The sequence below is a fragment of the Agromyces sp. H66 genome (assembly GCF_004959775.1).
GTDB lineage: Bacteria > Actinomycetota > Actinomycetes > Actinomycetales > Microbacteriaceae > Agromyces.
Genome location: NZ_SJZG01000003.1, coordinates 175,931 through 197,690 on the forward strand (window position 1 = coordinate 175,931; position 21,760 = coordinate 197,690).

Genomic DNA, 21,760 nt, shown 5'->3' on the forward strand with positions numbered 1-21,760 from the left:
GCCCCGGCCGTCTCGAAACCTGCACCCTGGGCCGATCTTGGGCGGCGGAATACCGAGCCGGATTCGAGCGGGCGCAGATGCAGGGTCGCACCCTGCATCTGCGCCTTCTCGATTCGGGTCCAGACGAAGGGTCGACCGCGATGCCGAGGCCGCCGCGCCCTCAACCCGCGAGCGCCTCCGCACGCCGCGCCGCCCGACGCTCGCGCGCGCCCTCGACGAGGTTGTACAGCACGGGCAGCACGATGAGCGTGAGCGCGGTCGACGACACGAGGCCGCCGATCACCACGAGCGCGAGCGGCTGCGAGATGAAGCCGCTGTGGCCGGTGACGCCGAGCGCCATCGGCAGCAGCGCGAAGATCGTCGCGAGCGCCGTCATGAGGATCGGCCGCAGACGACGCGATGAGCCGTGCAGCAACGCGTCGCGCACGTTCATGCCGCGGTCGCGGTACTGGTTCACGAGGTCGACGAGCACGATCGCGTTCGTCACCACGATGCCGACGAGCATGAGCACGCCGACGAGCGATGCGACGCCGAGCGGAATGCCCGTGACGACCTGCAGCGCGATCGCGCCCGTGGCCGCGAACGGCACCGAGACGAGCAGCAGCAGCGGCTGCAGGAGCGACCGGAACGTCGCCACCATCACGATGTACACGATGAGGATGGCCGCGAGGAGGGCGAGCCCGAGCTGCGAGAACGACTCCGCCTGGTCGGCCGAGACGCCGCCGATCGACGCGGTCGCGCCGGCGGGGAGGTCGGCGCGCTCGATCGCCTGCGCCACCTGGGCGCTCGCGGTGCCGAGGTCCTCGTCGTTCGGCGTCGCCGACACGGTCGCGCTGCGCAGGCGCTGCACGGTGGTGACGGTCGACGGGCCGTCGACCTCGCCGACGGTCGCGAGCGAGTCGAGTCGCACGATCCCCGCCGGGGTCGGCACGTCGAGGGCCGAGAGCTCCTCGACCGTGGCGGGCGGATTCTCGGTGGCCAGGTAGATCGTGAGCGTCTTCTCGTCGATCACGACCGATCCGGCGGACTGCGGCTGCATGGCGGCCGAGACGTATCCGCCGAGCGCGACCTCCGAATAACCTGCGGCCGCGGCATCCGCCCGGTTCACCTCGACGGCGATGTACCGGCGCGACTCCGACAGGTTCGACGTGGTCTGCGCCAGCGCGTCGAGCCCCTCGATCTCGTCGCGCACCGCCTGGGTCGCGGCGGCGAGGTCCTCGGCGTTCGACGCCGTCACGTCGACCTCGATGTCGGTCGACGCGCCGAACCCGCTCGATGCGGCGAGCGTGATCTCGCCGACGTCGTCGAGGTCGTCGAGGTCCGCGCGGACCGACGCCTGGAGCTCCTCCTGGTCGGCGTCCTCGTCGGTGGTCACCGAGTAGGTGACCGTGGCGCCGCCCCCGCCGCCGAGCACCGCCGCGAGGCCGCGCCCGCCGGAGCCGATCGACGTCTGCACGGTCTCGACGCCCTCCGTCTCGCGGATCACCTGCTCGACGGGCTGCGACGCCTCGTCCATGGCCTCGAGGCTCGAGCCGACGGGGAGTTCCTGGGTGACCTGGAACGTGTTCTGGCCCGAGGAGCCGAGGAAGTTCGTCTTCATGAACGGCGTGAGGGCGATGGTGCCGCCCAGGATGAGCACGGCGATGATGATCGTCGCCACGCTGTGCCGCAGCGTCCACTCGATGATGGGCAGGTAGCCGCGCTGCAGGCGCGACGGGTGCTCGAGCTCGTCGGCGGTGCGCGCTGCGCCCGTCGACGCGGCCGCGGGGCCGGTCTCGTCGACGAAGGCCGCGGCCGCGGCCGCGTCCTCGTGCTTGTGGAGCTTCGCCGGCCTCAGGAACCAGTACGCGAGCACCGGCACGATGGTGAGCGAGACGAGCAGCGACGCGAGGAGCGCGATCGTGACCGTGAGCGAGAACGGCCGGAACAGCTCGCCCGTCACGCCCTCGACGAGGGCGATGGGCAGGAACACGGCGACGGTCGTGATGGTCGACGCCGTGATGGCGCCCGCGACCTCGCGCACGGCGTGGATGATCGTCGACGCCTTGTCGGAGCCCTCGACGAGATGCCGCTTGATGTTCTCGATGACGACGATCGAGTCGTCGACCACGCGCCCGATCGCGATGGTGAGCGCGCCGAGCGTGAGGATGTTGAGCGTGTAGTCGGCCGCCTGCAACCCGATGAACGTGATGAGCACCGATGTCGGGATGGAGATCGCGGTGACGAGCGTCGCCCGGATCGACATCAGGAACACGAGGATGACGATCACCGCGAACGCGAGGCCGAGCATGCCCTCGGTCGCGAGCGCCTCGATCGACCGCTCGATGTACGGCGCCTGGTCGAACACGACCGTGAACGTCGCGCCCGGGTTCGTGGTGTCGAGTGAGGACTCGAGATCGGGCAGGAGCGCCCGCACGGCGTTCGACACCTCGACGGTGTTGGCGGCGGGGAGCTTCGTCACCGAGATCGTGAGGGCGGGCTCGCCGTTCACGCGGGAGAGGCTCGTCACCGGGTTGTCGGCGAGTTCGACGGATGCCACGTCGCCGATGCTCGTGGCCGCGGGCGCGCCGACCAGCGGCAGCGCGGCGACGTCGTCGACGCTGCCGAGCCGCACGCCGGCCTGCACCGCGAACGTCGAGTCGCCCTCGGTGATCGTGCCGGCGGGGACGAGCAGGCCGTTCTGCTGCAGCGCCTCGCGGATCGCCTGCTGCGTCAGCCCGCGCGCGGCGAGCTCGGCCGGCTCGGGCGTGATGGTGACGCGCTGGCCGACGTCGCCGATGAGCGACGCCTCGCGCACGCCGTCGAGGTCGTTGATCTCGCCGAGCGTGGTGCGCGTGATCTCGTCTGAGAGGGCGCTCACGTCGTCGACCCCCGTCACGGCGACGGCGATGACGGGGAAGTCGTCGAGGCTCAGGGCGAGTACCTGCGGATCGACGTCCTCGGGAAGGTCGGGGGCGATGCGGTTGACGGCCGAGAGGAGCTTCTGCTCGGCGAACGCGAGGTCGGTGCCGTAGGTGAAGCTCGCCGTGACCCGCGAGAGCCCGGTCGAGCTGGTGGTCGACGTGGTCTCGAGGCCGGTGATGCCCTGGATGGCGGTCTCGATCGGCGTCGAGACGTCGGCGTTCACGACGTCGGGGGAGGCGCCGGGATACGCGGTGACGATGGACAGCTGCGGGAACGCGATCGACGGCGCGAGCTCCTGCTTGAGGTTCATGAGCGAGATGCCGCCGAAGATCGCGACCACCACGGTGACGAGTGCGATGAGCGCACGGTTCTTCATGCTGAGGGCGGCAAGCAGGTGCATTCCCCGATTCTCGCAGGGGCATGGCCGCCCGGATGTCACGGGCCGCTGTGAATACTCCGGCGAGGATGCTGGACTCGGGCACGCCGAGACCGCTAACGTCGGAACGGCATGGGGGGTGAGCGGATGACGTCAGCGGACGCCGGGCGGCGATTGCCGTGGCTCCGCTACGCCCTGCTCGGGGCCACGATCTCGGTGGTGTGGCTCGCGCTCAGCCTGTTCTCGACGGCTTCGAGCGCGTCGGCCGAGGAATCGGAGCCGAGCGGGCTGCTCGGCACGACCGGCTCGCTGCTCGGCGGCGTCACCACCGTCACGTCGACGCTCGGCGACACGCTGGGCGAGGTGGTCGAGCCGGTGGGACAGGTTCTCGCACCGGTCGTCGACGCGGCCCCCGAGCCGGTCGCCGAGGTCGTCCCGGCGGTCGTCGACACGACGACGGATGCCGCGAACGGCACGATCTCAGGCGTGAACACGACCGTCGCGACGGTCGTCAACGGCATCACGGGTTCGCTCTCCGACGTCGCCGGCGGCGGCACGGTCGGCGCGATCGCCGATCCGATCACGGGCACGCTCGACGGCGTGATCGGCGCGGTGCCGATCGTCGGCGACGTGCTCGGCGACGACACCCTCGGCGGCGTGATCGACCCGCTCACGGGCGCCGTCGACGACACGCTCGGCGCGGTCGTGGGCTCGACGAGCGGCCTGCCGACGGACGGCACCGGCGTGCTCCCGCAGCTTCCCGAGGTCCCGATCCTGCCCGGCGACGCCGAGGTTCCGGGTGGACCGGCCGGACCCGCAGAGCCGGGCGACCCGGGTGTCGTCACGCCCGCACCGGCCGACGCCGCACCGCAGGGCGTCGCGGGTCTCGCGCTCCCGCCGGGGGCGTCCGGTGCGTCGACAACGGCTGACGGCGACCCGCCGCTCGACGACGTGGGCACGATCCTGCCCGCCGATGGCGGAGCGCCGCCGGGCGGCACGCTTCCGCCGACACTCGCTGCGCCCGCCGGTGGCGCGGGCTCGGGCTCGGGCTCGGGCTCGGCCGGTGCAAGCGGCTCGGGCGGGGCATCCGGAACCTCCGACGCGGCGTTCGCCGCGCTCGAACTCGACGCACTCGCGTCGCTGGTGCTGCACGCGGTCGACGACGAACTTCCGTCGTCGCCGGTGTACGACACCGACACCACCCCTGACTGACGGGGGCCGCTCCGCCTGCACGCGCCCGCGTGCACGTGGACACGGTCATCGCTCCCTGCCCGGGAGCGACATTTCCCATCAGTCAGGAGGACTGGAACATGAAGCGATTGATGCTGAGGGCGCTCTACGCGACCCTCTTCACCGGGGGGCTCACGCTCCTCGGAGCCGGCGTCGCGCACGCCTCGGAGACGAGCGGCGACGACGGCATCCTGTCGGGCACGCAACTCGGGATCTCGATCGAGGCGCCGATCACGCTCGCCGGGAACGCGATCTCCGTCATCGGGGATTCGTCGTCGTCGGATGCCACGACCGACGTCGCGACCGGCACCGGCGACTCCGGGCCGGTCGCCGTCACCTCGGGTGACGGCGGCATCGGCTCGGGCAGCCAGGCGCTCATCGACGTGTCGATCCCGGTGACGGTCGGCGGCAACGCCATCTCCGTCATCGGCGACTCGTCGAGCGACGACGCCACCACCACGGTGGAGTCGCGCACGGGCTCCGCAGGCACCGACGCGACCACGAGCGGCGACGGCTCGATCCTCGGCGGCACCCAGGGCATCATCGACGTGTCGGTCCCGGTGACGGTCGGCGGCAACGCCATCTCCGTCCTCGGCGACTCGTCGAGCGACGACGCCCCCACCACGGTGGAGTCGAGCACGGGCTCCGCCGGCACCGACGCGACCACGAGCGGCGTCGGCTCGATCCTCGGCGGCACCCAGGGCATCATCGACGTGTCGGTCCCGGTGACGGTCGGCGGCAACGCCATCTCCGTCATCGGCGACTCGTCGAGCGACGACGCCACCACCACGGTGGAGTCGAGCACGGGCTCCGGCGGCACCGACGCGACCACGAGCGGCATCGGCTCGATCCTCGGCGGCACCCAGGTGCTGCCGACGATCGACCTGCCGATCACGGTCGGGGGCAATGCGATCTCGGTGATCGGCGACAGCACGTCGTCGGACGCCGAGACGGTCGTCGTGACGGGAACCGGGGGCGGTTCGGCGACGACGGACGGAACGGGTGGGCTGCTCGGGGGAACACAGCTCATTCCGAACCTGTCCCTGCCCATCACGATCGGCGGCAACGCGATCTCGGTGATCGGCGACAGCGTGACGGACGGCTCGACGGTCATCGTCGGCCCGACCGACCCGACGGATCCGACCGATCCGACCGACCCGACCGACCCGACCGACCCGACCGACCCGACCGACCCGACCGATCCGACCGACCCCACGGACCCGACCGACCCGACGACACCCGTCACCCCCGGTGGCGGCGGCTCGGGTTCGGGCTCCACGGGCGTCTCGTCGTCCACGTCGATGACGTCGGCTTCGGCGGCACTCGCGTCGACCGGACTCGACTCGGGATTCTGGGAGCGGCTCGCGCTGGTCCTGGTGCTCACGGGTCTGGCCCTCGTCGCGGTGCGGAAGTTCGCCTTCCGCCGCTGATCGGGTGAAGCCCGGTGCCGCCCTACCGGCACCGGGTCTCCCCGCACGTCAGCTCAGACCACCGAGGCCAGCAGGTCGGGTTCGGGCTCGGCGACGGGCGTGCGCGCGAGCGACCGCCAGGCGCGGGCGAGCGCCTGCACCGCGGCATCCGTGGTCTCGGGGGAGTAGCAGATCGGCAGGCGGATGAACCGCTCGAACGCGCCGTCGATGCCGAACCGCGGGCCGGCGGCCACGAGGAGCCCCTCTTGGCGTGCGGCGAGCGCGAGTTGCGAACTCACCGGCGCGCCGAGGCCGACCCACGTCACGATGCCGCCGTCGACGTGCGGCACCTCCCACTCTGGGATCGCATCCGCGAGGAGTTCCTCGAGCCGCTCGCGCCCGGCGCGCAACTGCTCGCGGCGCAGGTCGAGCACCTCGTCCATGCGCGCGAGCGCCCGCGTGACCAGGAGCTGCTCGAGGATCGGGGTGCCGAGGTCGCCCGGCGAGCGCACCGCGAGGAGGCGTCGGATCAGGGGTCGCTCGGCTCGGATCCAGCCCACGCGCAGGCCGCCCCAGATCGACTTGCCGACCGAGCCGATCATCACCGCCTGCCCGTCGGCGGCCATCGGCGGGAACTCGCCCGGCCGGTCGATCGAGAGTTCGGCGGTGGTCTCGTCGGCCACGACGACCGTGCCCTGGCTGGCGGCGGCGTCGAGCACGCGCGCCCGGGCCTCTCGGCTGAGGGTGCGGCCGGTCGGGTTCTGGAAGTCGGGCATCAGGTAGGCCATGGCCGGGTTGGAGTGCCGGATCGCCTGCACGAGTGCGGCGGTCTCCTCGCGTTCGTCGGCGCCCGAGCCGCAGGGCGGGGCGGGCACGGGCACCAGCCGGGCGCCCGCGGCGCGGAGCGCCTCGTAGGCGTGCGGATACGTCGGCACCTCGATGAGGGCGCGGTCGCCGCGGCCGAGGAGCGCGCGGGAGAGCAGGGCGATGGCATGCTGGGCGCCGATCGTCACCAGGATCTGCTCGGGGGCCGTCGGCAGCCCGCGCGCCGTGTACCGGTCGGCGATCGCAGCACGCAGCCCGGGCGTTCCGATGGGGTCGTAGCCCGAGCCGGAGAGGTGCGCCGGCAAGTCGTCGGCTGCCTGTCGGGCGAGTTCGGGAAGCCAGGGCAGCGCGGGCGGCGACGCCTTGGAGAAGTCGACGTACTCGATCTCGGGCGGTGCGGGGAGCATCGAGGGGGCGCCCGGAAGGCGGGCGACGCTGCCGGAGCCGCGCACGCTGTGCAGCAGGCCCTGCTCGCGAAGGTGGCGGTAGGCGGCCGTCACGGTGGTGCGACTGAGGCCGAGCCGCTCGGCGAGTTCGCGTTCCGCCGGGATCCGGGTGTCGACCGCGATGCGCCCGTCGAGGATGAGCAGGCGGATGCGCTCCGCGAGCGCTTCGTAGGCGCTGCCCGAACCTCGCCAGTCGCCGAGCAGCAGCTGGAGGGAGCGCGCGGTGAGCGTCAGGTCGGCCATGAGGCCACTCTACGTCGATTGGCTCTTTGCGAAAAGGCCAATCTTGCAATTGGATTGCATCATGTCTCGCCGACCCACCCGCCCCGCCGAATCCCCCGCCCTGCTCGTTCGGCGCCTCGCGCAGCTGTTCGTCGGGCTGTTCCTCTACGGCATCGGCATCGCCCTCATCGTGCGCGGCGAGCTCGGGGTCGCGCCCTGGGACGTGCTCACCCAGGGCATCGCGAAGCAGACCGGCTGGTCGTTCGGTGTCATCACCGTCGTCACGAGCGCCGTGGTGCTGCTCTTGTGGATACCCATCCGCCAGAAGCCCGGCTTCGGCACCGTGATGAACGCCCTCCTCGTCGGCCCGTTCGCCGACGTGGGGCTGTGGCTCATCCCGCCGGGCCTCGACCTCTGGGTGCGCGCACTGCTGCTCCCGGCCGGCATCGTCGTGCTGGCGATCGCCACCGGCCTCTACATCGGCGCCCACTTCGGACCCGGGCCGCGCGACGGACTCATGACGGGCCTGCACCGCGTGACCGGCTGGAAGATCTGGATCGTGCGCACCGGCATCGAGGTCGTCGTGCTCGCCGCGGGTTGGCTGCTGGGCGGCAACGTCGGCATCGGCACGCTCGCCTTCGCGCTGCTCATCGGTCCGCTCTGCGGCGTCACGATCCCGCTCTTCGCGATCAAGAAACCATCGGGTCGGATGCCGCAGGCCGCCGCCGCGGCTCCGGCCACGGCCACGACGGGCCGCGACGCCGCGACGCCGACCGGCCCCGTGGCATCCGTCACGCCCGCCTCCTGACGCGGATCGCCCCCGAGGACGGGACACCTCGGGGGCGATCAGGCGTGCGCGTGCGCTACAGGTTGCGCTCGGCGTAGACGGTCATCGCGTCCCGCACGAATTCCGCGCCGGCCTGGCCGCCGTAGTTCGCGCCGAAGCGCTCGTCGGCGACGTACATGTCGGCGAGGCCGAGGAAGTACTCCTTCGTCGGGCCGGCCGCACCACCGCCGGGCGTGCCCGGGATGCCGCGCAGCCACTCGAAGTGGCGCTGCGCGAGGGCCTGGGCCTCGTCGCCCGCGGGGTCGACGCCCCGCTCGAACGCCGCCGTCCAGTCGCTGCCGAGCCGCGCGGCCCGCTGTTGCCATGCCGACTTCTCGTCGGCGCTCAACGAGCGCCACCACGCGTCGCCCTTCGCGTACGCGTCCTTGCCCCAGCGCTCCTCGACCTCGTCCTTGTACTGCGTGTGGTCGAAGCCGTCGAACATCTGCTCTGCCATGAGTCGTTCACCTCCTTCCAGTGCTCCGATGGTCCGTTCGACCGACGCGATCTGTCGCGCCAGTCGGTCCTGTTCCTCCTGCAGCCACCCGAGGTGGGCGCGCAGGGCCTGCGGGGCACTCTCCTCGCGGTCGAGCACCTCCGCGATCACCGGCAGCCCGAGCCCGAGCTCGCGGAGCAGCATGATGCGCTGCAGCCGCACGAGGGCGCGGTCGTCGTAGTACCGGTAGCCGTTGCCGCCGATGCGACTCGGCGGCAGCAGGCCGATGTCGTCGTAGTGACGCAGCGTTCGGCTCGTCGTGCCCGCGATCTTCGCGATCTCCTGGATCGACCAGTCCACTGCGTCCTCCTCGCACTCTCGGCCGTGGCCCGGCGGTCGCCGTGCCATGACAGCCACGGTAAAGGTTGACGTTACGTCAAAGTCAAGCGACCGCGACATCCCCTGCGGTCGGATTCCCGCCCCCTTCTGCGGATATACGATCCGACCCCCCGGCGGAGCGGCCGGATCCGCGGCGCGCCCGATCGTATATCCGCAGAATCGAACGGTTGCGTTCGGGCAAGACGCGATATATCGTGACATCGAAGGCAAACGCGATATATCGCGAGAACAGGGGAACCACCATGGCCATCGAGAAGTGGGTCATCGCACCCGGAGAGTCCCGGGTCATCGACCTCGAGCTCGTACGCAAGCTCAAGGTGAGCCTCATCGGCGGCAAGGTCGACGTCATCGCGCACGATGAGCCGGGCGCCCGCATCGAGATCAGGGGCGTCACCGGCAAGGACCTCAAGGTCGAGATCGACGGCGACGTGCTCGAGGTCGACCACCCGCAGTTGCGCTGGGACAACTTCATCGAGGCGTTCAAGGGCTTCGTGGGCAGCGCCAAGGCCGAGGTCTCGATCCTCGCGCCGCGCTCGGTCGCACTGAAGCTCGGCGTCGTCTCGGGCGATGCGCTCGTGTCGGGCTTCACGGGCGACGCCAGGCTCAACACCGTGTCGGGCGACATCGTGGTCGACAGCCACGAGGGCGACGTCGAGCTCTCGAGCGTGTCGGGCGAGGTCTCGGCGGGCAACCACACCGGCCGCATCACGGCGCACTCGGTCTCGGGCGACGTCGTCGCGACGGGCGACATCGTGTCGTTCAACGCCGACACGGTCTCGGGCAACATGATCGTCGACACCGAGGGCACACCCGACCGCATCGACACCAACACCGTCTCGGGCGACCTCACGGTGCGGTTCGAGCCGGGTACCGGTGCGCGCTACCGCATCAACACCGTGGGCGGCACGGTGCTGCTCGACGACGTGACCATGAAGGGCATGCTCGGCAAGGGCTTCGAGCGCGTCGTCGGCGAACTCGCGGGTCGCTGGCTCGACCTCGGCGCCAACAGCGTCTCGGGCAACATCTCGATCATGCGGCGCGAGGCCGGGAGGAGCGGGACGACGGATGCCGCAGCCGGCGCCGCCCCGTCCGACCCGAGCGACGGCGAGGCGTCGGCATGACTCCCCCCGTCTTCGCCCACGGCAACCTGCGCCTGTACCTGCTGGCGCTGCTCGAGGAGCGTCCACGCCACGGCTACGAGCTCATCCAGGCGCTCTCCGACCGGTTCGGCGGCACCTACAGCCCGAGTGCCGGCACCATCTACCCGCGCCTCTCGAAGCTCGAGGAGGAGGGCCTCGTGACGAAGTCGGCCGACGGCCGCAAGACCGTCTACGAGATCACGGATGCCGGTCGGGCCGAACTCGACGCCAGGCGGCACGAGCTCGACGCCATCGAGGACGACCTCACCGACTCGGTCCGGCGCCTCGCCGACGGCGTTCGCGCCGAGGTGAACGACGCGATGCGATCGCTCCGCGCCGAACTCGCATCGGCCGCGCGCGAGGCGAAGCGCCAGGCCACGAGCGCCTCGGCGACCGCGACGGCCGCCGCCAACGCGGCACACGTGGAATCCGCCCGCGCGGTGCACGAGGCCGACCTCGTGCTCAACGAGTTCCGCCAGCAGCTCCGCACCGACCTGCGCACGCACGCGAACCGGGGCGGCGTCGGTCCCGAATCGGTGGCGTTGCTGAAGGCGCGGCTCGCGCAGGTCCGCGACGACGTGCTCGCCACGCTCGCCGAGCGCTGACGCGGGTCGAGGAGCGAGCGCAGCGACGCCTCGAGACCCGCCGCTCAGACGAGCGAGTGTCGGTGGGGCGTGCTTCGCTCGTTCCATGACCGACGTCACGCTCCGCCCCTGGTCGGCCGACGACCTCGACCTCCTGCGCCGGGCGAACACGCCCGAGCTCATGGATCAGCTCGGCGGCGCCGAGACCGACGAGGAGGTGATCGCGAGACACGAGCGCTACCTCCGCATGCAGCAGGAGGGCACGGCCTTCCAGTTCCGCATCGAGGTGCCGGGTCATCCCGAGGGCGTCGGCGTCATCGGGTACTGGCGGCGCGATCATCACGGGCGGCCCGTGCTCGAGGCCGGATGGTCGGTCGAGGCGGCCTATCGCGGACAGGGCATCGCCCCGGCCGCCGTGGTCGCCATGCTCGAGCGCGCCCGTGACTCGGGCGAGACGCTGCCGGTCTACGCCTACCCGCGTGTCGACAATCCCGCCTCGAACTCGGTCTGCCGCAAGGCCGGATTCACGCTCGTCGGCGAAGAGGACTTCGAGGTACGGCCCGGACTCGTGCTGCACGCCAACGTGTGGGTGTTCGAGCTCGACGGGGCATCCCGGGCGTAGGCTCGAGAGGTGCGCGCGTACCTCGCCGTCGCCCTCGGCGGCCTCATCGGCACCGGCCTGCGGCTCGCGAGCGACCTCGCGTTCCCGCACTCCGACGGCGAGTTGCCCGTCGAGACGTTCGTCGTGAACCTCCTCGGCGCGTTCGTGCTCGGCTGGCTCGTCGGCGGCCTGTGGACCAGGCCGTCAACGCCGATGTGGCTGAAGGCGGGCCTCGGGCCGGGCGTACTCGGCTCGTTCACGACCCTCTCGGCCGTGCTCGCCTCGGTGCTCGTGCTCACCCGCGTCGGCGAACCCGGCCTCGCGGCCCTGTACCTGGGCATCTCGGTGGTCGGCGGCCTCGCCCTCGCCGCGGCTGGTCTCCGGCTCGGTTCGCTCATCGCGCACCGGCCGATGCCCACCGAGGTGACGGATGCCGGAGAGACCCTGTGACCGGCGGCCTGACCCCGCTCATCGTGGCCGCCGTGCTCGTGGCCGGAGCGATCGGCGCCGTGCTCCGGTACGCGTTGTCGCGCGCGTTCCCCGTGCGGCCAGGGCACCTGCCGGGCGGCATCCTCATCGTGAACGTGCTCGGATCTGGGCTCGCGGGCGCGCTCATCGGTCTCGCCGAGCGGGCCGAACTCGCAGGCGACGTGCGCCTCATCCTGGTCACCGGGTTCTGCGGTGGACTCACGACGTTCAGCACGTGGACCGTGGAGACCATCGAGCTCTTCGACGGCGGACGATGGCGAGCGGCGATCCTCAACGTGGTCGTGACGCTCGTGCTCGGCCTCGCCGCGGCCGCCGCGGCGTACGTCGCCGCGCGCTGAGCCGAGCGGATGCCGCGCGCTGAGCCGAGCGGATGCCGCGACGCCGAGCCGCGATATGCGCCCGCCCCGCGGCATCCGCTCGTCCCGCGTCAGACGATCGTCTCGCCGACGTACCCGCCCTCCGCGCACCCGGGCGGGATCGCGAACACGGCCGACCCGATCGGCGTCGTCCATTCGTTGAGCAGGTCGGCCTCGTCGAGCCGGCGCTGGATGGGCACGAACTGCAGGTCGACGTCGGCCTGATAGGCGGCGAAGAGCAGCCCCGCGTCCGACACCGACGACCCGACCGGCGCGTCGTCGTAGTTGTAGCCGCGCCGGAAGATCCGCTCGCGCGGGTCGTCGCTGCGCGACCTGCGCAGGTGGGAGACCTCCGAGATCACGGGGAAGCCGAGCTTCGAGACGGCCCCGAAGTCGGGCTCGTCATGCTCGGCCTCGCCCGTCAGCGGCGCGCCGGTGTCGAGTCGGCGGCCGACGGCGAACTCGCGGCCGGGACGGTCGACCCGGTCCCATCCGTCGAGGTCCATCGCGATGCGCCGGAGCACCATGCCCGTGCCGCCCTCGAGCCACCGCGGCCCGTCGCCGATCCAGACCACGTCCGCGAAGTCCGCGCTGCCCGGTGCGGGGTTGACGGTGCCGTCCACCTGGCCGAAGAGGTTCCGCATGGTGGTTCCGGATGCCTCGGCGCCGGCCGCCCGCCGGAACCCCCGCTGCGACCACCGCACGGTGCCGAAGGCGCGGGCGTCCTTCAGGAGCATCCGTGCGGCGTGCGCCAGGGTCACGGGATCGTCGGCGCCGAGCTGGATCAGCAGGTCCCCGTCGCTCCACGCGGACTGCAACCGGTCGATCGCGAACGCGGGCAGCGGGCGCAGCCAACTCGGTGCCGTGGCTCCGGCCCGGGCCACGAAGCCGGGCCCGAATCCGAACGTCACGGTGAGGCGCGCCGGCACGAGGGCCAGCTCGGGCTCGCTGTCGGCGAGCGCGGGCTCGCCGCGGGTGAGGCGGGCCGCGTCGTCGCTGAGGATGCGCATCAGGCGGCGGAGCGCGGCGCCGTCGACTCCATCGAGCAGGTCGAGCGCGATGAAGAGCGCGTGCGCCTGCGGCGTGGTCTCGATGCCGGCCTGGTGCTCGCCGTGGAACGGCACGACCGCGTCGCCGACCGTCGTCGCGGAGGCCACGACGCTCGCCGCCGGCGACGCCTCGCCCCCCGCCGAGGCGCGCCATGCCGCCTCGGCGCCGAGGGCCGTCGCGGCACCGGCGCCCGCGGCGGCAGCTCCCCCGAGGAGGAGCTGCCGTCGCGAGAACCCGCCGCCTGCGGATTCACGGGTCATCAGTGCGCCCCGTGCTCGCCGCCGTCGTAGCTCTCGTTCGCGCCCTCGTAGTCCTTCACCGGCACGGTGAGGTCGAGGCTCGAGCCGTCGTCGAACGTGATCGTGAGATCGAGTTCGTCGCCCGGGAGGAGCGGGCCGGTGAGCCCCATCAGCATGATGTGGTCCCCTCCGGGCTCGAGGTGGGCGTGGTCGCCCGCGGGGATCGGGAACCCGCCCTCCTTCTCTCGCATGGTCATGGTGCCGCTGCCGTCGGCGACCACCTCGTGGAGTTCGATGGCATCGGCGGCATCGGTCGCGGCGGAAACGACGACGACGTCCTCGGCTCCGGCGTTCTCGAGCGAGCCGAACACGGCGGTCATGCCGCTCTCGGCGGCCTTCGCCCAGCCGTCGGTCAGGGTCACGGATGCCGCGGCATCCGCCACCGGACTTGCGGGGGCTTCGGCGGCGGCCGACTCGACGACGGCGCCGGTGACCGCGCATCCGGAGAAGGAGAGCGCGGCGACGGCGACGAACGCGGAGGCGAGGAGGGATCGGTGGATGGTTCGCATGTTGGATGTTCCTTAGGAAGGAGTTCCGCCGTTGCGGCGGATGGTACGGATGATGAGGGTGACGACGAGCGCGATCGCGGCGAGGCCGCCGACGATGCCGGCGACGATCGGCCAGGACCCGGATGCCGGAGAGGTCTCGCCTGAGTCCTGGGCGTCGGTCTGCTCTGCGTCGTCGGGTTGATCGCTCGCGTCGTCCGATGCCGTTGCGGCCGCGTAGTCGCCGGTCGCGCCGACGCCGACGCCGAAGTCGATCGTGCCCTCGATGGGGTGGCCGTCTGAGGAGACGACGCGCCAGCGCAGCTGGTAGTCACCGTCGGCGACGTCGGGCGGAAGCGTCGCGGTCACGGTACGACCGGCGATCACGGGTTCGCCCACCGCGAGCTGATCGCCCGCGGTGTCGAAGAGGATGATCGCCGTTCCCATCTCGATGATGTCGTTCGAGAACTCGAGCTCGACGGCGGCGGGGGCCGTCTCGACGACCTGGCCGTCCTCGGGGCTCGCGGCGAGCAGCTCGTCGTGGGCGACGGCCGGTGCGATATCGGCGAGGCCGATGACGGCGGCGAGCACGGTGCCGGCGAGCACAGCGATGCGCACCCGATTCATGCGCCGGGCAGGCGGCTCGATTCCGCTGACGGCGGCTGAGGTCTGTTCGGTCATGTGTCAGGATCCTGTCTTCCGACGGATACGCGGACGGCACGGAGGCGTGCTCCTGCCGACGTATCCGGACTACTGTGCATCGCCGCGACGGCGGCGGGGATCAGGCGAAGACGGGGCCTGCGGGCGGACCGCGGTAACGCAGCGCCGAGTTGAGGAGCCGAGAGCGAGCAGGCACCGGTGCGGCGCCTGCAGAGGGCCGCGGCACCAGGACGGCGACCGGCACGAGGGTGATCGCCCCCGTGAGCCGACCGACGAGACGGCGAGCCGTGCCGGCGAGCGAACGCCACGCGGCGGCCTCGACGGCGAGGAGGTAGATGACGGTGAGCACCGCGGCGAGCGCGTGCGCAGCGAGCATGGCGATGTCGGTGTGCGCGGTGTGGGCCGCGGCCGGCGCCGCGCCCTCGACGAGCGTCACCACCTGGTGGTGGCCGCTGCCGCTCACGGCGAGCCGATCGCCGCTGCCCGCGCCGACGCCGAAGAGCAGGTGGAACGCGGCCTGGCTCACGACGACCGCGAGCGCGACGCGCACCGGCGTGCTGCGCCGGCCGACGAACGCGACGGATGCCGCGAGCGCGACGATCCCGGCGAACACGAGCCCGACGCCCCCGGGCGCCTCGCCGGCGGCGACGCCGTGCGAGAAGGCCGCGAGGAACAGGGCGACCGCAGCCGTGGTCGCGCCACGCGCAAGCTGCGTCGCACGGTTCACGTCGGGGCCCTTCGGTCGGGATTCGCTCAACTCTAGCAACCACTTCTGTGCTCGGGCCGTTGACAGGTAACCAACTGGTTGCCTATGCTGATGCCGTGGACGACGTGTTCCGCGCACTGGCCGATCCGACGAGGCGCATCCTGATCGATGAGCTCGCCGAGCGCGACGACCAGACCCTGTTCGAGCTGTGCGCACGACTGATCTCGCGCCACGGCCTCGAGGTGTCGCGACAGGCCGTCGCGAAGCACCTCGACGTGCTCGAGCGTGCGGGCCTCGTCGAGACCCGTCGTGACGGACGCTTCCGACGCCACACCCTGAACCGCGTACCTCTCCGGGACGTGTGGCGGGGTTGGCTCCGAGCGCACGTCGACCACCCCGACCCGGGGGATCCGACCGACCAGGCAAAGGAATGACCATGCGCATCAACGTCACGAGCGTCCTCGTGGACGACCAATCCAAGGCACTCGACTTCTACACCCGCGTGCTCGGCTTCGAGAAGAAGACCGACGTGCCCGCCGGCGAGTTCCGCTGGCTCACGGTCGTCTCCCCCGAGGCTCCCGACGGCGTCGAGCTCCTGCTCGAGCCCGATCAGCACCCGGCGGCCGGGCCCTACAAGCGGGCACTCGTCGCCGACGGCATCCCCTTCACCTCGTTCGCGGTCGACGACGTGAACGCCGAGCACGACCGGCTCGTCGCCGCGGGCGTCCAGTTCACCCAGCCGCCCACCGCGATGGGTCCCGTCACGACGGCCGTCTTCGACGACACGTGCGGCAACCTCATCCAGATCGCGAGCATGCCGGGCTAGCGGCGTACGGTCGTAGACTTCCGCCATGGTGACGGACGCCGACGTGCGGGCATTCCTCGACCGGGTCGAGCACCCGGTGCGGCGACGCGACGCAGAGACGATGCTGGGGCTCATGACGCGCGTTACCGGGCAGCCGGCGAAAATGTGGGGACCGTCCATCGTGGGCTTCGGGTCGTACCACTACCGGTACGCGAGCGGACGCGAAGGCGACGCCCCGGCAGCGGCCTTCGCACCGCGCAAGGCCGCGACCACGATCTACCTCTACGACGGCATCGACGCGCACGCCGACCTCGTCGAGCGGGTCGGCCCGCACACCACGGGCGTCGGATGCCTCTACCTGAAGGACCTCGCCCGGGTCGACCTCGCGGCGCTCGAGGAGCTCGTCGCGGCGTCGTATCGCACGCTCACGGCCGGCACGTTCGGGCCGGGCGCCGACGACCAGGGCCGCGGCTGAGGCATCCGCTCGCTAGAGCATCGCCATGATCTGGCGCGCGATCATGCGGCCCGCGCGGCTGGCGCCGATGGTGGAGGCCTGCGGGCCGTAGCCGGCGAGGAAGATGCGCGGGTCGTTCCACGCGGCGCCCTGGCCGACCTGCACGCCGCCCGCCTTCTCGCGGAGTTTCAACGGGGCGAGGTGTCGCAGCTCGGGCCGGAACCCCGTCGCCCAGATGATCGCGTCGGCGCGGGCCATGCCGCCGTCGGGGCCGTCCCACACCACGCGGTCGGCCTCGATGCGATCGAACATGGGTCGCGCGACGAGGAGGCCCCGCTCGATGCCCGCGGCGATGCGGCGGCTCTTCGGCACGCCCGTGCCGCTCACGATCGACGGAAGGGCACGACCCGCCCGCGCCGCCTCATCCTGCTTGGCGACGGCGGCGGATGCGCCCTCGAGGTCGAGCTCGTGCCGGTCGAGCCAGTCGATCGGACGGCGGGACACCCAGGTGAGCCCCGACGCCACGCTCTCGAGTTCGAGCATGAAGCCGATCGCAGAGGTGCCGCCCCCGACGACCACGACGTGCTTGTCGCGGAAGTCCTCGGCATCGGTGTAATCGGAGGTGTGCACGTGGCGGCCCGCGAAGTCCGCCATGCCCGGGTAGTAGGGGACGAACGGCGAGCCCCACGTACCCGTGGCGTTCACGAGGAACTGCGACGTGATCTCATGCCGCGGGGGCGGCGGCGGGCCCTCGTCGAGCGACCGGCGGCGTCGACCGAACAGGCCGCGCGCCTTCTGCTCCTCGATGGGCTGCGGCGTGAGGTCCTCGTAGTGCACGCGCAGGTCGACGCCGTCGTTCTCGACGGTGCGCACGTTCATGGGGCGGCGCACCCGGAGGTCGAAGTGCTCCTCGTAGCGGCCGTAGTAGTCGGCGACGACCTCCTTGGCCGGCAGCGACCGATCGGCGGTGTCGAAGCTCAGGCCGAGGTCGGACATTCCCGGAAGATCGTTGACCCGATGCGCGGTGCCGAGGCGCAGCGACGACCAGCGGTGCTGCCACGCGCCGCCCGGACCGGGTGCGCGGTCGAGCATGACGAAGTCCTCGCCGGCGACGAGCTCGAAGCGCCGGAGATAGTAGGCGACGGAGAGTCCGGCCTGTCCAGCGCCGATCACCACGATCTTCACGCGCTCCGGGCTCGACATCACCTCACCATCTCAGCACGTCCGGCTGTATGCGCGCACAACTGATCGGCTCGAATTCCGCCGTTCGACCCCGATGTGGATGACGCCGGAGTGCATGATCGGCGGTGCTAAACTGGCGTCCGGACGAATTTCATTTATCAGATGAGCGCCGGGTGAAGACCATCCCACCCGGCCAGATGTCGTAAGGGGGTCACGCATGGGGCGCGGCCGTCAGAAAGCCAAGCACACGAAGGTCGCTCGGGAGCTGAAGTACTTCAGCCCGAACACCGACTACACCGCGCTTGAGCGCGAGCTCACCGGCTCGAAGCATGACGAGTACGACGACGAGGCGTCGAAGTGGGCGGAGTACGCCGCCGACGACGACGACACCTACGTCACGGGCGACGAGCAGCGCGCGTAACCACCGCCTCCCCTGCGCTCTCCCCGCACCACCCCTCCGCGAGGCGCGTCCTAGGCTGAGCGGATGACCGAGTCTCCGCGCGCCCTCACGACCCGACTTGCCTACGCCAATCCCTGGATGCGCGTGCGCGAGGACCTGGTGCGCTGGCCCGGCGGGCACGAGTCCGTGTACGGCGTCGTGGAGAAGCCCGACTTCGCCGTCATCCTCCCTCGCGACGGCGACGGCTGGTGGATGGTGGAGCAGTACCGTTACCCGATCGGCCGGCGCGTGCTCGAGTTCCCGCAGGGTTCGTGGCCCGCCGGGCACGCTGGCGACACGCTCGCCCTCGCCACGGCCGAGCTGCGCGAGGAGACCGGCTTCACGGCGCGCACGATGCGACGGATCGGCCGGATGCAGGAGGCCTACGGCTTCGTCGATCAGGCCTGCGACGTGTTCCTCGCGACCGACCTCGAGCCCGGCGACCCCGATCGCGAGGCGACCGAGCTGCACATGGAGCACCGGTTGGTGGGCGACGACGAGCTCGCCGACCTCATCCGCGCGGGCGAGGTCGTCGACGCGGTGACGATCGCGGCGCTCACGCTGCACCGGCTCGACGCGGCCGCGTCATCCGGCGCAACCCCAGCCCCGTGATGACCGCGACCGTCGTCGCCATCAGCACCCCGCCCACGGCGAACAGCGAGAAGACGACCCCGGCCGGCGTGGACTCGTCGATGAACGGCGACGGGAGGAACGTGAACACGATTCCGATGAGCCACGCGACCATGTTGAGGGGGATCCACCGCCACGCGTGCGGCACGCTGCCCGCGAGCACCGGCCACTGCGCGCCCGGGATGGTCGCGAGCAGCACGAGCCCCGCCGACCCGGCGACGACCCAGGTGACCGGTGCGCCCCAGTCGATCGCGACGCCGAGGTCGGCGAGGGTCGTCGGCAGCATCCCGATGGACCAGGCGACGGATGCCGCGACCGCCGTCGCCCCGATCCAGCGCCCGATCGGCACCGCGGCGCTCGACCCGCGCAGCGCCAGCGACTGTCCGAGCCCGAGCAGCGCGCCCTCCCCGGCGCCCATGACGACGAGGAGCGCCCACGCCGGCCAGCCGTGGAGGCCCAGGATCGCGGCGAGCGCGAATCCGGTGACCGGAACGAGGAAGCCGGCGCTCTCGCCCGCCACCATGAGACCCACCCATCGCCCGAGCGATGGTGCGGCGGCATCCACGCGACCAGCGGTCATGGGCACACGATAGCGACCGGCATCGCGACACCCCGCGATGCAGCCCCGGGTCACTGGAGACGGGAGATCCGATCGACGAACTCGTCGGCCATCGCCAGCTGTTCCCGCAGCTTCTCGCGCCGAGCGCGTGCCTCCTCGAGATAGCGCCGGAAGGCGTCTTCGGCGTCGCGATCCACGCCCGGGTCGGATGCCACGGCACGGGCCTCGATGATGCGCAGCAGCTCGATCATGTCCTCGAGCGCGAAGCCGAGGGGTTTCATGCGACGGATCAGGAGCAGTCGTTCGAGATCGGGCTCCGTGTACAGCCGGAATCCGCCCTCGGTGCGGCCCGACGGCTTGAGCAGCCCGATCTCGTCGTAGTGCCGGATCGTGCGCAGCGACAGGCCCGTGCGTTCGGCGAGTTCGCCGATGTGCATCGTCCGCTCGGACTCGGTCACGTGATCCTCGATTCGCACTCAACCCTCACGTCAGGGTAGGTTTGGGCGGGCCGGTCGAGCCGGCATCGCTTTCGCCGGTTCTCGGCACACGCGCAACGGGGCGCTCCACGACTCTATCCACGGCTTTCTCGGAGCCCCCACCTTGACGGAGACCATCTTGGCCATCCTGCAGCGCTCGGACGCGCCCTCGCGGTACCGTCCGGAGCCATCGGTCCTGACCGCCCTGCGCACCCCGCGCATCCTCACCCGCGAGGTCCTCGCGGGCCTCGTCGTCGCCCTCGCCCTCATCCCCGAGGCGATCTCGTTCTCGATCCTCGCCGGCGTCGACCCCCGCGTCGGCCTGTTCTCGTCGTTCGTGATGGCGGTGTCGATCGCCTTCCTCGGCGGTCGCCCCGCCATGATCACCGCCGCGACCGGCGCGGTCGCCCTCGTCATCGCCCCGGTGGCGCGCGATCACGGGATGGACTACTTCATCGCCACGGTCATCCTCGCCGGGATCTTCCAGCTCGTCATGGGGCTGCTCGGCGTCGCGAAGCTCATGCGCTTCATCCCGCGGAGCGTGATGATCGGCTTCGTCAACGCCCTCGCCATCCTCATCTTCAGTGCACAGCTGCCGCACCTGATCGGCGTGCCGTGGATGGTCTACCCGCTCGTCGCGGCGGGGATCATCATCATGGTCGTCATGCCGCGGTTCACCAAGGTGGTCCCCGCGCCGCTCGTCGCGATCGTGCTGATCACCGTGGCGACCGTGGTCACCGCCCTCCACGTGCCGACGGTCGGCGACGAGGGCGAGCTGCCCGAGAGCCTGCCCGAGCTGTTCATCCCGAACGTGCCGCTCACCTGGGAGACGTTCACGATCATCGCGCCGTACGCGCTCGCGATGGCCCTCGTCGGCCTGCTCGAGTCGCTCATGACCGCCAAGCTCGTCGACGAGGTCACCGACACCCACTCCCGCAAGACCCGCGAGGCCCTCGGGCAGGGCGCCGCGAACGTGCTCTCGGGGTTCTTCGGCGGCATGGGCGGCTGCGCGATGATCGGCCAGACGATGATCAACGTGAAGGCCTCGGGCGCCCGCACCCGGATCTCCACGTTCCTCGCCGGCGCGTTCCTGCTCATCCTCGTCGTCGCGCTCGGCGACGTCGTCGCGATCATTCCCATGGCCGCGCTCGTCGCCGTGATGGTCATGGTGTCGGTCGCGACGTTCGATTGGCACTCCGTGCGCTGGTCGACGCTCAAGCGGATGCCGAAGAGCGAGACGACCGTCATGGTCGCCACCGTCGCGATCGTCGTGATCACCCACAACCTCGCCATCGGCGTCATCGTCGGCGTGATCGTCGCGATGATCGCGTTCGCCCGCCGGGTCGCGCACTTCGCGACCGTCGAGCGTCGTGTCGCGCTCGACGAGCCGGTGCCGACCGCGTACTACACGGTCATCGGCGAGCTGTTCTTCGCCTCCAGCAACGACCTCACCACCCAGTTCGAGTACGCCGACGACCCCGAACGGGTGGTCATCGACATGTCGGGATCGCACATCTGGGACGCGTCCACGGTCGCCGCCCTCGACAGCATCACCACCAAGTACGAGCACCACGGCAAGCGCGCCGTCATCGTCGGCATGAACGAGGCCAGCACCATGCTGCACGGCCGGCTCGCCGGCAACCTCGGCGCCGGTCACTAGCCCGTCCCGCCCGAACCGCCCGCCGCGCGCGTCGCGCGGCGGGGCTCTTCGGCGGAGCGCGTGGCGGGTGCCTGAGGCAGTACGGTGGCACCTGCGACGAATTGGAGGTCCCC

At 71.3% G+C, this 21,760-nt stretch carries 24 protein-coding genes; 14 read left to right on the forward strand and 10 right to left on the reverse strand.

Translation table 11 applies throughout. From position 1 onward, the window contains the following. Positions 1 to 160: 160 nt before the first annotated feature. A complete protein-coding gene (locus EZM51_RS06635; RefSeq protein WP_136707465.1) occupies positions 161 to 3,304 on the reverse strand; it encodes an efflux RND transporter permease subunit in 3,144 nt (1,047 codons plus the stop codon). A gap of 123 nt (positions 3,305 to 3,427) precedes the next feature. Here EZM51_RS06635 and EZM51_RS06640 point away from each other — a divergent pair, with 123 nt between their 5' ends. Then, complete coding sequence (locus EZM51_RS06640; protein WP_136707466.1) at positions 3,428 to 4,492, forward strand: hypothetical protein; 1,065 nt, start codon at positions 3,428 to 3,430, stop codon at positions 4,490 to 4,492. A gap of 98 nt (positions 4,493 to 4,590) precedes the next feature. Beyond that, complete coding sequence (locus tag EZM51_RS06645) at positions 4,591 to 5,940, forward strand: chaplin family protein (RefSeq protein WP_136707467.1); 1,350 nt, start codon at positions 4,591 to 4,593, stop codon at positions 5,938 to 5,940. Positions 5,941 to 5,993: 53 nt separating this feature from the next. On the opposite strand, the gene EZM51_RS06650 is transcribed toward EZM51_RS06645, so the two are convergent. Beyond that, a complete protein-coding gene (locus tag EZM51_RS06650) occupies positions 5,994 to 7,433 on the reverse strand; it encodes a PLP-dependent aminotransferase family protein (protein ID WP_136707468.1) in 1,440 nt (479 codons plus the stop codon). 61 nt (positions 7,434 to 7,494) lie between these two features. Between EZM51_RS06650 and EZM51_RS06655 the strand changes: the two genes are divergently transcribed. Next, positions 7,495 to 8,220, forward strand: coding sequence for a hypothetical protein (locus tag EZM51_RS06655; protein ID WP_136707469.1), 726 nt, complete (start codon positions 7,495 to 7,497; stop codon positions 8,218 to 8,220). Between the two features lie 55 nt (positions 8,221 to 8,275). Here EZM51_RS06655 and EZM51_RS06660 read toward each other — a convergent pair whose 3' ends face one another. Beyond that, positions 8,276 to 9,034: a MerR family transcriptional regulator gene (locus tag EZM51_RS06660; RefSeq protein WP_136707470.1), complete on the reverse strand. Its 759-nt coding sequence runs from the start codon at positions 9,032 to 9,034 to the stop codon at positions 8,276 to 8,278. 281 nt (positions 9,035 to 9,315) lie between these two features. Between EZM51_RS06660 and EZM51_RS06665 the strand changes: the two genes are divergently transcribed. From EZM51_RS06665 to crcB, 5 genes are all read left to right on the forward strand, one after another. Beyond that, on the forward strand, positions 9,316 to 10,194 hold the full coding sequence (locus tag EZM51_RS06665; RefSeq protein WP_136707471.1) for a DUF4097 family beta strand repeat-containing protein: 879 nt from the start codon (positions 9,316 to 9,318) through the stop codon (positions 10,192 to 10,194). Continuing rightward, positions 10,191 to 10,817 (forward strand): PadR family transcriptional regulator, encoded by a 627-nt coding sequence (locus EZM51_RS06670; protein ID WP_136707472.1) that lies wholly within the window; start codon positions 10,191 to 10,193, stop codon positions 10,815 to 10,817. The genes EZM51_RS06665 and EZM51_RS06670 overlap by 4 nt, the downstream gene beginning before the upstream one ends. 85 nt (positions 10,818 to 10,902) lie before the next feature. Further along, entirely contained in the window at positions 10,903 to 11,418 is a 516-nt protein-coding gene (locus EZM51_RS06675) for a GNAT family protein (RefSeq protein WP_136707473.1), read from the forward strand. A gap of 9 nt (positions 11,419 to 11,427) precedes the next feature. After that, positions 11,428 to 11,847 (forward strand): CrcB family protein, encoded by a 420-nt coding sequence (locus tag EZM51_RS06680; RefSeq protein ID WP_136707474.1) that lies wholly within the window; start codon positions 11,428 to 11,430, stop codon positions 11,845 to 11,847. Next, entirely contained in the window at positions 11,844 to 12,224 is a 381-nt protein-coding gene (gene crcB / locus EZM51_RS06685) for a fluoride efflux transporter CrcB (protein ID WP_248305502.1), read from the forward strand. Before EZM51_RS06680 ends, crcB begins: the two co-directional genes overlap by 4 nt. Before the next feature lie 89 nt (positions 12,225 to 12,313). On the opposite strand, the gene EZM51_RS06690 is transcribed toward crcB, so the two are convergent. The 4 genes from EZM51_RS06690 to EZM51_RS06705 form a co-directional block, all read right to left on the reverse strand. Then, positions 12,314 to 13,552, reverse strand: a complete 1,239-nt coding sequence (locus EZM51_RS06690) for a Dyp-type peroxidase (RefSeq protein WP_136707475.1) — start codon at positions 13,550 to 13,552, stop codon at positions 12,314 to 12,316. Continuing rightward, on the reverse strand, positions 13,552 to 14,100 hold the full coding sequence (locus EZM51_RS06695) for a copper chaperone PCu(A)C (protein ID WP_136707476.1): 549 nt from the start codon (positions 14,098 to 14,100) through the stop codon (positions 13,552 to 13,554). The genes EZM51_RS06690 and EZM51_RS06695 overlap by 1 nt, the downstream gene beginning before the upstream one ends. 12 nt (positions 14,101 to 14,112) lie before the next feature. Beyond that, positions 14,113 to 14,757: a copper resistance CopC family protein gene (locus tag EZM51_RS06700; protein WP_136707477.1), complete on the reverse strand. Its 645-nt coding sequence runs from the start codon at positions 14,755 to 14,757 to the stop codon at positions 14,113 to 14,115. Positions 14,758 to 14,857: 100 nt separating this feature from the next. After that, positions 14,858 to 15,463, reverse strand: coding sequence for a hypothetical protein (locus EZM51_RS06705; protein ID WP_136707478.1), 606 nt, complete (start codon positions 15,461 to 15,463; stop codon positions 14,858 to 14,860). Between the two features lie 95 nt (positions 15,464 to 15,558). Here EZM51_RS06705 and EZM51_RS06710 point away from each other — a divergent pair, with 95 nt between their 5' ends. Genes EZM51_RS06710 through EZM51_RS06720 form a run of 3 tightly spaced genes read left to right on the forward strand, consistent with a single transcriptional unit; the run spans position 15,559 to position 16,722 of the window. Next, complete coding sequence (locus EZM51_RS06710) at positions 15,559 to 15,876, forward strand: metalloregulator ArsR/SmtB family transcription factor (protein WP_136707479.1); 318 nt, start codon at positions 15,559 to 15,561, stop codon at positions 15,874 to 15,876. Positions 15,877 to 15,878: 2 nt separating this feature from the next. Next, positions 15,879 to 16,268, forward strand: coding sequence for a VOC family protein (locus EZM51_RS06715; protein WP_136707480.1), 390 nt, complete (start codon positions 15,879 to 15,881; stop codon positions 16,266 to 16,268). A 25-nt stretch (positions 16,269 to 16,293) separates the two neighbouring features. Continuing rightward, the gene (locus EZM51_RS06720) at positions 16,294 to 16,722 is read left to right on the forward strand and encodes a DUF1801 domain-containing protein (RefSeq protein ID WP_136707481.1); all 429 of its coding nucleotides are present in this window, start codon (positions 16,294 to 16,296) and stop codon (positions 16,720 to 16,722) included. A 12-nt stretch (positions 16,723 to 16,734) separates the two neighbouring features. On the opposite strand, the gene EZM51_RS06725 is transcribed toward EZM51_RS06720, so the two are convergent. Next, positions 16,735 to 17,904: an NAD(P)-binding domain-containing protein gene (locus EZM51_RS06725; protein WP_136707482.1), complete on the reverse strand. Its 1,170-nt coding sequence runs from the start codon at positions 17,902 to 17,904 to the stop codon at positions 16,735 to 16,737. Between the two features lie 196 nt (positions 17,905 to 18,100). On the opposite strand from EZM51_RS06725, the gene EZM51_RS06730 reads away from it, so the two are divergent. Together EZM51_RS06730 and EZM51_RS06735 are read left to right on the forward strand one after the other, a co-directional pair. Then, a complete protein-coding gene (locus EZM51_RS06730) occupies positions 18,101 to 18,304 on the forward strand; it encodes a DUF3073 domain-containing protein (RefSeq protein WP_136707483.1) in 204 nt (67 codons plus the stop codon). 63 nt (positions 18,305 to 18,367) lie between these two features. Continuing rightward, positions 18,368 to 18,934 (forward strand): NUDIX hydrolase, encoded by a 567-nt coding sequence (locus EZM51_RS06735; RefSeq protein ID WP_136707484.1) that lies wholly within the window; start codon positions 18,368 to 18,370, stop codon positions 18,932 to 18,934. On the opposite strand, the gene EZM51_RS06740 is transcribed toward EZM51_RS06735, so the two are convergent. Together EZM51_RS06740 and EZM51_RS06745 are read right to left on the reverse strand one after the other, a co-directional pair. Next, complete coding sequence (locus EZM51_RS06740) at positions 18,879 to 19,532, reverse strand: hypothetical protein (protein WP_211195836.1); 654 nt, start codon at positions 19,530 to 19,532, stop codon at positions 18,879 to 18,881. The genes EZM51_RS06735 and EZM51_RS06740 overlap by 56 nt on opposite strands. 50 nt (positions 19,533 to 19,582) lie before the next feature. Then, positions 19,583 to 19,948 (reverse strand): MerR family transcriptional regulator, encoded by a 366-nt coding sequence (locus tag EZM51_RS06745; protein ID WP_136707734.1) that lies wholly within the window; start codon positions 19,946 to 19,948, stop codon positions 19,583 to 19,585. Between the two features lie 178 nt (positions 19,949 to 20,126). Between EZM51_RS06745 and EZM51_RS06750 the strand changes: the two genes are divergently transcribed. Continuing rightward, the gene (locus EZM51_RS06750) at positions 20,127 to 21,647 is read left to right on the forward strand and encodes a SulP family inorganic anion transporter (protein WP_248305530.1); all 1,521 of its coding nucleotides are present in this window, start codon (positions 20,127 to 20,129) and stop codon (positions 21,645 to 21,647) included. Positions 21,648 to 21,760: the final 113 nt, after the last annotated feature.

Bases quoted from the DNA above. Each gene is read 5' to 3' on its own strand.
- EZM51_RS06640 (WP_136707466.1), top strand. From the start codon at position 3,428: ATGACGTCAGCGGACGCCGGGCGGCGATTGCCGTGGCTCCGCTACGCC.
- EZM51_RS06675 (WP_136707473.1), top strand. From the start codon at position 10,903: ATGACCGACGTCACGCTCCGCCCCTGGTCGGCCGACGACCTCGACCTC.
- EZM51_RS06665 (WP_136707471.1), top strand. From the start codon at position 9,316: ATGGCCATCGAGAAGTGGGTCATCGCACCCGGAGAGTCCCGGGTCATC.
- EZM51_RS06735 (WP_136707484.1), top strand. From the start codon at position 18,368: ATGACCGAGTCTCCGCGCGCCCTCACGACCCGACTTGCCTACGCCAAT.
- EZM51_RS06690 (WP_136707475.1), bottom strand. From the start codon at position 13,552: ATGACCCGTGAATCCGCAGGCGGCGGGTTCTCGCGACGGCAGCTCCTC.
- EZM51_RS06645 (WP_136707467.1), top strand. From the start codon at position 4,591: ATGAAGCGATTGATGCTGAGGGCGCTCTACGCGACCCTCTTCACCGGG.
- EZM51_RS06700 (WP_136707477.1), bottom strand. From the start codon at position 14,757: ATGACCGAACAGACCTCAGCCGCCGTCAGCGGAATCGAGCCGCCTGCC.
- EZM51_RS06650 (WP_136707468.1), bottom strand. From the start codon at position 7,433: ATGGCCGACCTGACGCTCACCGCGCGCTCCCTCCAGCTGCTGCTCGGC.
- EZM51_RS06740 (WP_211195836.1), bottom strand. From the start codon at position 19,532: ATGACCGCTGGTCGCGTGGATGCCGCCGCACCATCGCTCGGGCGATGG.
- EZM51_RS06655 (WP_136707469.1), top strand. From the start codon at position 7,495: ATGTCTCGCCGACCCACCCGCCCCGCCGAATCCCCCGCCCTGCTCGTT.
- EZM51_RS06730 (WP_136707483.1), top strand. From the start codon at position 18,101: ATGGGGCGCGGCCGTCAGAAAGCCAAGCACACGAAGGTCGCTCGGGAG.
- EZM51_RS06715 (WP_136707480.1), top strand. From the start codon at position 15,879: ATGCGCATCAACGTCACGAGCGTCCTCGTGGACGACCAATCCAAGGCA.
- EZM51_RS06670 (WP_136707472.1), top strand. From the start codon at position 10,191: ATGACTCCCCCCGTCTTCGCCCACGGCAACCTGCGCCTGTACCTGCTG.
- EZM51_RS06695 (WP_136707476.1), bottom strand. From the start codon at position 14,100: ATGCGAACCATCCACCGATCCCTCCTCGCCTCCGCGTTCGTCGCCGTC.
- EZM51_RS06720 (WP_136707481.1), top strand. From the start codon at position 16,294: ATGGTGACGGACGCCGACGTGCGGGCATTCCTCGACCGGGTCGAGCAC.
- EZM51_RS06635 (WP_136707465.1), bottom strand. From the start codon at position 3,304: ATGCACCTGCTTGCCGCCCTCAGCATGAAGAACCGTGCGCTCATCGCA.
- EZM51_RS06725 (WP_136707482.1), bottom strand. From the start codon at position 17,904: ATGTCGAGCCCGGAGCGCGTGAAGATCGTGGTGATCGGCGCTGGACAG.
- EZM51_RS06745 (WP_136707734.1), bottom strand. From the start codon at position 19,948: ATGCACATCGGCGAACTCGCCGAACGCACGGGCCTGTCGCTGCGCACG.